This is a genomic window from Sedimentibacter sp. MB35-C1 (genome assembly GCF_030913635.1).
In the GTDB taxonomy this organism is placed as follows: domain Bacteria; phylum Bacillota; class Clostridia; order Tissierellales; family Sedimentibacteraceae; genus Sedimentibacter.
The window spans coordinates 2663526-2674401 of record NZ_CP133188.1 but is presented as its reverse complement, the minus strand read 5'-3'; the positions used below and the strand labels follow the sequence as shown (position 1 = coordinate 2674401).

General features: G+C 35.1%; 10 protein-coding genes. 7 read left to right on the top strand and 3 right to left on the bottom strand.

Features of this window, described 5'->3' with window-relative positions; genetic code table 11:
* The first annotated feature begins 103 nt into the window (after positions 1-103).
* From yunB to RBQ61_RS12760, 4 genes are all read left to right on the top strand, one after another.
* Positions 104-748 (top strand): sporulation protein YunB, encoded by a 645-nt coding sequence (gene yunB, locus RBQ61_RS12775; protein ID WP_308137697.1) that lies wholly within the window; start codon positions 104-106, stop codon positions 746-748.
* Between the two features lie 95 nt (positions 749-843).
* A complete protein-coding gene (gene hflX, locus RBQ61_RS12770; RefSeq protein ID WP_308137696.1) occupies positions 844-2121 on the top strand; it encodes a GTPase HflX in 1278 nt (425 codons plus the stop codon).
* The gene (locus RBQ61_RS12765; RefSeq protein WP_308137695.1) at positions 2114-2758 is read left to right on the top strand and encodes a YigZ family protein; all 645 of its coding nucleotides are present in this window, start codon (positions 2114-2116) and stop codon (positions 2756-2758) included. Before hflX ends, RBQ61_RS12765 begins: the two co-directional genes overlap by 8 nt.
* Positions 2759-2831: 73 nt before the next feature.
* Positions 2832-3578 (top strand): YebC/PmpR family DNA-binding transcriptional regulator, encoded by a 747-nt coding sequence (locus RBQ61_RS12760; protein WP_308137694.1) that lies wholly within the window; start codon positions 2832-2834, stop codon positions 3576-3578.
* A 251-nt stretch (positions 3579-3829) separates the two neighbouring features.
* Here RBQ61_RS12760 and ilvD read toward each other — a convergent pair whose 3' ends face one another.
* A complete protein-coding gene (gene ilvD, locus RBQ61_RS12755) occupies positions 3830-5503 on the bottom strand; it encodes a dihydroxy-acid dehydratase (RefSeq protein WP_308137693.1) in 1674 nt (557 codons plus the stop codon).
* A 198-nt stretch (positions 5504-5701) separates the two neighbouring features.
* On the opposite strand from ilvD, the gene RBQ61_RS12750 reads away from it, so the two are divergent.
* Together RBQ61_RS12750 and RBQ61_RS12745 are read left to right on the top strand one after the other, a co-directional pair.
* Positions 5702-6388: a FadR/GntR family transcriptional regulator gene (locus RBQ61_RS12750; RefSeq protein ID WP_308140119.1), complete on the top strand. Its 687-nt coding sequence runs from the start codon at positions 5702-5704 to the stop codon at positions 6386-6388.
* Positions 6389-6793: 405 nt separating this feature from the next.
* On the top strand, positions 6794-7393 hold the full coding sequence (locus RBQ61_RS12745) for a DUF4489 domain-containing protein (protein ID WP_308137692.1): 600 nt from the start codon (positions 6794-6796) through the stop codon (positions 7391-7393).
* Between the two features lie 203 nt (positions 7394-7596).
* On the opposite strand, the gene RBQ61_RS12740 is transcribed toward RBQ61_RS12745, so the two are convergent.
* Both RBQ61_RS12740 and RBQ61_RS12735 read right to left on the bottom strand, forming a co-directional pair.
* Positions 7597-8172 (bottom strand): manganese efflux pump MntP family protein, encoded by a 576-nt coding sequence (locus tag RBQ61_RS12740; RefSeq protein ID WP_308137691.1) that lies wholly within the window; start codon positions 8170-8172, stop codon positions 7597-7599.
* Between the two features lie 169 nt (positions 8173-8341).
* The gene (locus RBQ61_RS12735; RefSeq protein WP_308137690.1) at positions 8342-9088 is read right to left on the bottom strand and encodes a 4Fe-4S binding protein; all 747 of its coding nucleotides are present in this window, start codon (positions 9086-9088) and stop codon (positions 8342-8344) included.
* Positions 9089-9298: 210 nt separating this feature from the next.
* On the opposite strand from RBQ61_RS12735, the gene RBQ61_RS12730 reads away from it, so the two are divergent.
* Complete coding sequence (locus RBQ61_RS12730) at positions 9299-10849, top strand: glutamate synthase-related protein (protein ID WP_308137689.1); 1551 nt, start codon at positions 9299-9301, stop codon at positions 10847-10849.
* Positions 10850-10876 lie beyond the last annotated feature (27 nt).

The window sequence follows — 10876 nt, the reverse complement described above, 5'->3', positions numbered from 1 at the left end:
TTAACCTCCGTTAGAACTTAAAGAAATAATCAGTAGTATCTAATGTTGTCAAAGATTTTAAGTTCTTACATATTATATAATAGAAAGGGTGTGAAATCAATAGTTGAAAAAATATAAAGACAGCGTAATAAAGCTTGTACTACCTATAATTTTAATATTTTCCGTGATTACGTACTACTATGTTGAAGCAAATATAAGGCCGACATTAGCTGAAATTTGTGATGTTCAGGCAAAGATTATAGCTACAAAAGCAATTAATGAAATAGTCAGAAGGGAATTAAATAAAGATTCTATAAAAGATCAAATTCTCATGCCAAGTTATGACAGTGAAGGCAAAATTAACATGATACGAACCGACGCTATGACCATGAACATTATTTCCAACAATATAGCAAAAAATGTCCAGCAAAAGATAACAGAGTTAGAAAAACAGGAATTTTCCATACCTTTGTTTACGGCATTGGATAGTCAACTTTTGGCTGGGAGAGGGCCTGATCTTAAATTTACAATATATCACCACGGAAGCGTTTTGGTTGATTTCATTACTGAATTTGAAGAATCAGGAATCAATCAGACAAGATATAAGATATACATAACAGTTGATGTTGATATTAGAGTGGTCAGTCCGGTAACTACAAGCAGCACATCAGTAAAAAATAATGTGCTTATGGCTGAAATAGTAATAGTTGGTGAAGTCCCGGAATCTTATATGAATTTTCCTTCGCTCATAGAGCTTAGGCAAAAATAGTCCGAAAATTATAGTTAAAATGCAATAAATATGTACATATTTATTATATTTGTGATAAAATACAAAAGACAATATTTAACTAATTCGGAGGGTACATGAAAGAGAAGGAAAGATGTCTTTTGATAGCAGTACAGCTGTCAAATGAGGAAGAACAAAATGACATGGAGGAGCTTGAGCTGCTTGTTGAAGCTGCAGATGGCATCGTTATATCAAGTATCGTCCAAAACAGACAGAGCATAGACAACAGGTTTTATGTAGGACAGGGAAAAATAGAAGAAATTTATTCCTACGTTAAGGAACTTGAAATAGATACACTTGTGTTTAATGATGAATTAAGCGGGTCTCAAATAAGAAACATAGAAGAAGCTGTCGATGCAAAGGTAGTTGATAGAACAAATCTTATACTTGATATATTTGCTAAAAGAGCACTTACAAAGGAAGGGCAGCTTCAAGTAGAGCTTGCACAGCTGAAATACAGCTTGCCAAGGCTTGTTGGACTTAATAAAAATCTCTCAAGACTGGGAGGAGGAATTGGTACCAGAGGACCAGGAGAACAGAAGCTGGAGCTAGATAGAAGAAGAATAAAAGAAAAAATAAGTGATATTCAAAGTGCATTGAATAACTTGGGAAAAGTAAGAGAAACAAAACGAAAAAAAAGAATGAAGGATCAGGTTCCTGTAATTTCCATAGTAGGATATACAAATGCAGGTAAATCTACACTACTTAACTCATTGATTGAAAGTGAGTACAGCGAGGAAGAGGCAGAAAACAAAAGGGTATTTGCACAGGATATGCTTTTTGCAACTCTTGATACGGAGCTTAGAAGGGTAAGGCTGCCTGGAGGGAGGAAAGCTATATTTTCTGATACCGTCGGGTTCATTAAGAGGCTGCCGACTCAAATAATTGAAGCATTTAAAGGAACTCTGGAAGAGATAAAATATGCGGATTTGATAATTCATTTAATTGACGTAAACGACGAAAATTTGCAGCAGCACAGGGAAACAACCACAAAGCTCATAGAAAAAATAATCGATAAGGATATACCCGTTTTGACTGTTTACAATAAGGTAGATAAAATAATGAATGATAAGGTAACAGCGCTATCAACAAGTGATATCATTTATATTTCAGCCAAGAACAAGCACAACATTAATTTGCTTTTGGAAACCGTTGATTATAGAATAAATGGAGAAAAAAATGAATATTCACTAAAAATCCCCAATAAGAACATTAAAGATTATTATTGGCTGTATGAAAACAGGTATACTGAAGATGTCGAGTTTGACGGTGAAGGCGTGAAGCTTACTGCTATTTTATATGAAAATGAGAAACAGCAGTACAATAATTATATAACAGGTGAAAAAAATGAGTAATTACAAGTCAGTCCACAAATATGGAAGAGATGAAATAATTATTAATAAGTCAAGATTCATAGGCACAGCACTTCCGGTTGAAAACGAAGAACAGGCTGTAGAATTTATTGAAAGCATCAAAAAAGAATTTAAGGATGCGTCTCATAATTGTTATGCATATGTCATTGGTGAAAACAAAAATATCCAAAGATATTCAGATGACGGAGAACCGTCGGGAACTGCAGGTATGCCTATATTAAATGTTATAAACCAGGAAAACATAATAAATGCAGCAGTAGTCGTAACAAGGTATTTCGGAGGTGTACTATTAGGCACGGGAGGTCTTGTCAGAGCATATACAAGGGCATGCAAAGCTGGGCTTGATAATGGGTTGATTGTTGACAAAAACTTATACTATAATGTATCCTTTAACCTGGATTATACGCTGTTAGGTAAAGTTGAAAATGAGCTTCTGAAGAATAATTTTATAGTAAAAGATAAAATTTATTCTGATCATGTTAAAATCAAACTTATTGTTAAAGATGATGAAACAGATAGGATTGAAGATATGATTAACGAAATAACTTCTGGCCGTACAGAAATAAATATCGGACAGGCGTCATATTATTCCGTTAAAGGCGGAAGAATAATAGAATAAAAATATTTGTATTATAATAAACAATATGATAGAATATCTCGTTAAAATAATTGGAACTATTTAAGGAGGAAATATGTCAGGACATTCTAAATGGAAGACCATAAAAAATAAAAAAGGGAAAGCAGACGCACAAAGAGGAAAGATTTTTACTAAATTAGCCAGATACATTACTGTTGCTGTCAAAGAGGGTGGCCCAGATCCAAGTTACAATTCATCTCTGGCTACAGCGATAGAAAAAGCCAAAGCACAGAACATGCCAAATGACAATATTGACAGAGCAATAAAGACAGGAATGGCGGCATCTTCGGGTGATAATTTTGAAACAATTACTTATGAAGGTTACGGACCAAGCGGAACGGCATTTATGGTTCAATGCTTAACTGACAATAAGAACAGAACAGCAGCAGACGTAAGACATTACTTTACAAAAAACAACGGAAATTTAGGTACAACCGGATGCGTAGGTTATCTGTTCAGCAGAAAAGGAGTCATTTCAATAGATCTAAGTGACAGCATAGACGAAGAAGCTCTTATGATGGCCGCTTTGGATGTAGGAGCGGAAGATTTTGAAACAGAAGATGACAGCTATGAAATTACCACAGCTCCCGAAGATTTTATAAGCGTTTTAAACGGGTTAAAAGAAGCAGGATACAGCAACATAAAGGGAGATGTAATGTATATTCCGTCAACTACCGTAAAGGTAACAGACGAAGAAAATGTAAAATATCTTGAAAGACTTATAGAAGCCCTGGAAGATTGTGACGACGTTCAGGAAGTTTACCACAACTGGGATGAGCCTGAAGAAGAGGAAGAAGAATAAAAATAATGCAATAATTTAAATATGAAAAACCTCAAAATTGCAGGACTGTCATAAATCGGATTATACGATCCGATTTATTTCTATATACTAGAAAAATTAGTGTTAAAAATATGTAAAAGATTAAATGTGTGGTATTATGCTATTCTATTTGTCTGTTTTCACTTGTCATTATATAGCTTACATTAAATTTTACCGGAATTATCAATAACATAATATTTTCGTCATGACAATTCCGGCATTTTATTTTCTATTTATTTGAATTTTGGAACTTCAAGGATTGCTCCTCTGTTACCTGATGTGACTAATGCTCTGTATCTTGCAAGGTAGCCTTTTGTAATTTTTGGCTCTCTCGGCTGCCACTTTGCTCTTCTTTTTTCAAGCTCTTCATCTGATACTATAAAATCTATTTTATTTTTAGTTATATCTATTTTAATTATGTCTCCTTCTTCAACGAGGGCAATATTTCCGCCAACAGCTGCCTCAGGTGATACGTGTCCTATTGATGCGCCTCTTGTAGCACCGGAAAATCGCCCGTCTGTGATGAGGGCAACGCTGTTACCAAGTCCTCTTCCGACTATTGCTGAAGTAGGGTTAAGCATTTCTCTCATGCCGGGGCCTCCTTTAGGGCCTTCGTAGCGAATAACAACAACGTCTCCTGCCACTATTTTGCCTGTATTAATTGCATTTATAGCATCTTCTTCGCAGTCAAATACTCTTGCGGGTCCTTCGTGAACCAGCATTTCAGGTGCGACGGCGGAGCGCTTAACTACGCATGTATCCGGAGCAAGATTCCCCTTAAGAACTGCTATTCCGCCAGTTTTGCTATAAGGATTTTCAATCGGTCTGATTACATCATGATTTAGGTTAATACAGCCTTCAATGTTTTCTCCTACGGTTTTTCCGGAGCATGTTATTAAGTTTGTATTGAGAAGTCCATTTTTATTTAGTTCATTCATTACGGCGTAGACTCCGCCTGCTTCGTTAAGGTCTTCAATATAAGTGTTTCCTGCCGGCGCAAGGTGGCATAAATTTGGAGTTTTTGCACTTACTTCGTTTGCAATATCCGGATTTAATTCAACTCCTGCCTCATATGCAATGGCTGGAAGATGCAGTATGCTGTTTGTGCTGCAACCTAAAGCCATATCTACAGCCAAAGCGTTCATGAATGCTTCTTTTGTCATAATGTCTTTTGGTTTTATGTCCTTTTCCAAAAGCTCCATTATTTTCATTCCTGCATGTTTTGCAAGTCTGATTCTTTCTGAATAAACAGCTGGAATTGTTCCATTTCCCTTAAGCCCCATTCCTAATGCTTCAGTAAGGCAGTTCATGCTGTTTGCAGTAAACATACCTGAACATGAACCGCAAGTAGGACATGCTTTGTTTTCATATTCTTCGACTTCAGCAAGTGTAATTTTACCTGCATTGTATGCTCCAACGGTCTCAAACAAGCTTGAAAGGCTTGTCTTTTTGTCCCTAATTCTTCCTGCAAGCATTGCTCCGCCGCTTACAAATATTGTAGGGATATTAATCCTTGCCGCAGCCATTAACAACCCTGGTACATTTTTATCGCAGTTTGGTACCATAACAAGTCCGTCAAAACAATGAGCCATAGCCATTGCTTCTGTTGAATCTGCAACTAAATCCCTTGTAACCAGGGAATATTTCATTCCTTCATGTCCCATTGCAATCCCGTCGCATACTGCTATAGCAGGAAACACGATGGGGGTACCGCCTGCCATAGCGACTCCCATTTTAACGGCTTCAACAATTTTATCCAAATTCATGTGTCCGGGAACTATTTCATTATATGAGCTTACTATTCCTATTAGAGGTTTGTTCATTTCTTCCTTTGTAATACCTAAGGCGTTAAAAAGGGAGCGGTGAGGAGCCTGCTGAACTCCCTTGGTGACTTGATCACTTCTCATAGAATCCTCCTAAAATCAATTCAAATTTATTGACGTAATATTACCATAAGCGTTGTATTATGTCAATGATAAATCATGTTCTTTATGCATGCTAATTTTATATTTTGCATATTGACAAAAACATAAAAATAATATTAATAATTTGTAAAATTTCATAAAAAAGGTTATGATGATATCAGTTAAGTGTTAGGAGGTAGGATTACATTGCATAGCAAAAGATTATCAGAACAAGCTGCTGAAGATATATTAAATATGATAACTGTGAAGAAAAAATACTTACCCGGTGATAAATTGCCTAATGAAAATGATCTTTCTGCAGAACTCAAAATTAGCAGAACAACTCTAAGAGAAGCAATAAGAATTTTAATTACGCACAATATTCTTGAAATAAAAAGAGGCAAGGGGACATATGTAGTGCCGATGCAGAATCTGAGAGATGATTTTTGTTTGGACGATTCTATGACTGCAATGATCGGCTTAAAAGATTTAATGGAGATACGGCTGATTATAGAACCTGAAATAGTTTACTATGCGGCTAAGAGAGCATCAGACAAGGAAATCGAAAAAATTCTTTATCATGGAGAGTTGATCGAAAATAAAATTCGAAATGGTGAAGATAGAACAGAAGAGGAACAGTTGTTTCATAATAGTATTGCTAAGTCAACACACAATGATTTTATCAACAGGCTTATGCCTATAATTAATCAGGGTATATACAAAGGTGTGATTCTTTCCAAAGAAAAATGTAAAGCAAATGATGATACTTTAGTAGATCATAGAGTAATAATGGATCATTTAAAAAAAAGAGATGCAGACGGAGCCAGAATAGCGATGAAGCTTCATATTATCAGGGCTATGGATAATTTTGGACTGTCAAGAGATTGAAAAATTTGTTATATAGTAAAAACTATTTGATACAATATGAAAACCCGCTGAAATGCGGGTTTTGCTATTAACGTTGCACGCTCAATTAGTGGGCATACTTTTTGTTATTTTTAGCAGTTGCATGGATTACATATCTGGCTTGTAGTAATAGCACTTGGTCAGAGTGTCTGCCAAGTGCTTGTACCAACAGCCCTGAAACTGAATAATAACTACAAGACCTTTTGACGTAACGATTATATCAAAGGGCCTTTTATTCTACAATACGCATTGTTATTGAGCACCTACTCCCTAAAGTTTATAAGGGACATTTATTTTTAATTTTTATTATTTTTCATGAACAGAATTGGATAAGCTTCATACTATAAAACATGAGACAATCTCATAATCTAAATGGAGGAAAACTTTATGGAAAATAGAAGATATTACCCTAATATAAAATATAAAAATGACTGCTGTGAACAAGATAATTTTGACTCCTATGAAAAAGATAAATTTGACTGCTGTAAAAAGTGTCCAAAGAAGAGAGACACAATTTTAGAATGTGGAATCAGGCCTAGTGATGCAATTTTTGAAATTGATGATGGCGATGTAGAAGATGATCAAAAATTTGTATTGGATCGCTTGATAGTAGATACTACTTGCTTAAATAAACCTATTGTTAAAATTGAATTTTCAAGTCTTATTTTCTTTGAAGTTGAGGATGATTGTGGTTCTGAACACGAAATAGAAGTTGATTTGCTATTTAAGTTAATAAGAATTTGTAATGGTGATAAACAATGTATTCAAAGTTGGAGATATTTGTATGAACTTGAAATTGAGAATGATATTGATGAGTTAGAAGTAGAAATGAGTCAACCATTTACAGTAACATTCTGTGATAGACCTTGCTCAGATTGCTGTGAATATAAAATGGTAGTAGAAGGCGTTGACTTTGACGGAGACTTTGATGCATTAAGAGTTGTTAAACCTGATTTAAGTGCTATTGCACAAGGATATTGTGACTAATGTTAAAATGCTAAACAAGCCCAATTAAAATTAACTAGTTCTTGGTGTTGATTCTGTAGACGGAGTGAAGTGACCCCTTAATAGTACACAATTTAGGTTCGGTCAAATAATTATATTTTTTAAAGATTTATTAAGTAATTTTGTTAATATAGATTAGGGGGCATTCCCCCTAATTTTTTTGTGGCCTTTTTAGGAGAATAATCTTAGCTGAAAAAAACATGCTCTATAAAGATCTTTAACCCTATTAGTATTAATATTGAGCCGCCTAAAAATTCAGCTTTCTGCTTAAACATTTCTCCGAATTTTTTGCCGAGATTTGAACCTATTATTGAACTTATAAATGTGATAATGCCGATGCATAATGCAGCGTTTACAATATTAACCTTTATTACAGCGAATCCGATTCCTACTGCCAGAGCATCAATGCTAGTTGCGATGGCCTGAAGCAATAATGTTTTAAAGGTTAAAAATTTTTCGACGTTTAGACATGCTTCTGGGTGTTTAAGTTCTTTCAATGCTTCAACAATCATTTTTCCTCCGATAAATCCCAAAAGTATCAATGCAATCCAGTGGTCTAAAAAAGAAATAGCTTCGCTGAAGGTTGATCCTACTAAGTACCCTAATATAGGCATGAAAGCCTGAAAGAAACCAAAAGCAGATGCGGTTAATAAAATCTGCTTTTTTTCGAATTTATTGAAGCACATTCCGTTAGATATTGATACGGCACACGCATCCATTGATAATCCAATTGATGTGAAAAACAGCATAAGGACACCCATTATTTTCTCCTTAGTATGTAAAGAATCATGCAGTACAGCATGACTTTTTAAATTATTTTAGTGTAACATTACGTATTATAACAAAAAAAGCAATTGATATCAAGAATTTATGCTATAAATAAAATAATGAGCAGAAGCCGGAGGTCCGGCTTTTGCTCATTATTTTTGTTTATGCGGCTGATTTGTCTTCCTTTTCCAGTGATAGTATTTTTAAAGGGCAGTTTTCTACACATGTATTGCACTTAATGCAATTTATGTTGTCAAATTGGTTTTTGTCAGAAAATTCAAGGTATGGGCTAAGCTGAAACGGGCAGACCTTAGAGCATTTTCCACAGCTGATGCATTTAGATTTATCTGAAATTGTAATTTTTTTCTCTGTTTTTTTTGCGATGCCTAATTTTCTTCCTAATCCAAGCGAGATTTTTTGCATTGTTCCCATTGGGCAGAATTGACACCATGTTCTTGAATTTACAAATATTGCAAGAGCTCCGCCAGCAATCAGAACAACTAAGTATGTGTTTGAAAACAAAGCGCCTATTTTATCTAAAATATCATAAGTTCCCCAAGAATTTAAAATCATAATCATTTTTCTTATGAAATTAAACATAAAAAAAAGGAAAAACGGAATGATAAAAAATTTTGATTTGAAAAATCCCGGTATTTTCTTATTTGCGCTATACGGTAGTATTATTTTATCAAACAGACTCCCATGGGGGCATATGTTACCGCACCAATATCTTCCGCTGAAGAAAGATGTAATAATAAGTCCTCCCATTATAAGAAGCACTACCAGTCCTAATTTAGGTTCCCATAAGCCTCCTATTGCCACAAGCACAGTTATTATCCAGCCGTATTTTCTGACAGGATTAAATATTCTGTTTGTCTTGATGTAATAATTTTTAGTCGTTTTGTTCATACTCTCTCCTTCAAATTTAATCAATAATTCACATTATATTTAGAATTGTGATTTTGTTTCCGTGACTTGGTTACAATAGCTGTAGGATCACGACGGTAAAAGTAATTCTACCATGAACTAAATTTCTTAAAGAATTGCAAACAATATTATTGACATATGTCAATAAAGTAGTAAAATATAATTATACAATTAATAATTAGGAGGTATTATATGTCTTTTAGTCCATCATTAGGAAGCACGTTGACACATACAGCAGTAAGAACTCCGGAAAACGTTTCGGAATATTCTGGTATGTGTGCAGTCTGTACAGCTAATTGTATAGGTCCATGTGAAATCGGGTTATCTGCTATAAGAGGTTGTGAGGCTCTTTATCCCTTTGAAACAGATAAAAATCAATTTGCGTCAGAAAAGAGATATCCGCTTGACTTTTCACATTTCAATATAAACGGGAAAGTATTCGGAGCTTATGGATGTGAAGAAAATGCGGATTCCGCAACTTATCCGAAAGTAGATATTCAGACGAGTTTTGGGTTATCGAAGAAAGTAAAAATGAATGCACCTATAATTCTTCCCGCTATGGCTAAGCTGAATTGGAAAGACTACTATGCTGGTGCTGCCTTGGCAGGGGTTCCCGTTGTTATAGGAGAGGATGTTGTAGCAAAGGACAAAGAGCTGGCGCTTGAAAACGGGAAAGTTGTTTCTTCTCCGTTAATTATGAAAATGGTGGATTCTTTTAGAGAATATTACAGAGGATATGGAGATATAATTCTACAGGCAAATTATGATGATGAAAATTTAGGCGTGCTTGATTATGCAATAAAAAGCTTGGGCGTGAAGTCTGTTGAATTAAAGTTTGGGCAGGCAGCAAAAGGAATTCAAGGCATGGGAGCAGTTAAGGATATAGATGATGCTGTAAAATTAAAAAAAATGGGTTACCTTGTGTATCCTGATCCTGAAGATCCTAATATAGCGGAAAATTACAAAAAAGGCAAAGGACAAATATTTGAAAAAATAGGGAAACTTCCTATATGGAACGAAGAATTGCTTATTAATAGAGTTGCAGAATTAAGAAAATTAGGTGCCGAGCGCATATGCTTTAAAACTGGACCATTTGACCCTAAAGACTTGGTAAGGATTATAAAAATTGCTTCAGAAGCAGGAGTGGATTTGATTACCTTTGACGGAGCCGGTGGAGGTACCGGAAACAGCCCTGTTAAAATGATGAATGAATGGGGCATGCCCACTGTTTATCTTGAAAGTATGCTCTACAATTTGCTAAGCAGAATGAAATATAAAAATTTTAAACTACCTCAAATTGCCATTGCCGGAGGGTTTGCTACAGAAGATCATATTTTCAAGGGACTTGCGCTTGGAGCTCCCGTTGTAAATTTTGTTGCAGTAGGAAGAGCTGCAATGGCTGCTGCAATGTCAGGGAAACAAGTTGATGAATTATTGTCTCAGGGCATAGTTACCAAAGAATATAAAAGGTTCGGTTCGGAAAGAAATGAGCTTTTTGCAGGGATAAGAGAATTGAAAATGTACTATGATAATACTGATAAAATATCAGGCGGTGCTATAGGTGTTTATTCATATATAAGCAGAGTTTCAGCAGGTCTTAAGCAGCTTATGGCGTTAAATCGAAAATTTAAACTTGGATTTATTGAAAGAGGAGACATAATTCCTCTTACAGAATTAGCGGCTCAAGTTTCAGGATTAGATACCTATGACGATCTTTTGTTAAAGGAATTAAGTAACATTTAATGTTTATTGACATATGAAGTCAGTAGG

What these genes read in the sequence shown, in the direction of transcription:
- hflX (WP_308137696.1), top strand. Translation starts at nt 844, where the DNA reads ATGAAAGAGAAGGAAAGATGTCTTTTGATAGCAGTACAGCTGTCAAAT.
- ilvD (WP_308137693.1), bottom strand. Translation starts at nt 5,503, where the DNA reads ATGAGAAGTGATCAAGTCACCAAGGGAGTTCAGCAGGCTCCTCACCGC.
- RBQ61_RS12745 (WP_308137692.1), top strand. Translation starts at nt 6,794, where the DNA reads ATGGAAAATAGAAGATATTACCCTAATATAAAATATAAAAATGACTGC.
- RBQ61_RS12730 (WP_308137689.1), top strand. Translation starts at nt 9,299, where the DNA reads ATGTCTTTTAGTCCATCATTAGGAAGCACGTTGACACATACAGCAGTA.
- RBQ61_RS12765 (WP_308137695.1), top strand. Translation starts at nt 2,114, where the DNA reads ATGAGTAATTACAAGTCAGTCCACAAATATGGAAGAGATGAAATAATT.
- RBQ61_RS12760 (WP_308137694.1), top strand. Translation starts at nt 2,832, where the DNA reads ATGTCAGGACATTCTAAATGGAAGACCATAAAAAATAAAAAAGGGAAA.
- RBQ61_RS12740 (WP_308137691.1), bottom strand. Translation starts at nt 8,172, where the DNA reads ATGGGTGTCCTTATGCTGTTTTTCACATCAATTGGATTATCAATGGAT.
- RBQ61_RS12735 (WP_308137690.1), bottom strand. Translation starts at nt 9,088, where the DNA reads ATGAACAAAACGACTAAAAATTATTACATCAAGACAAACAGAATATTT.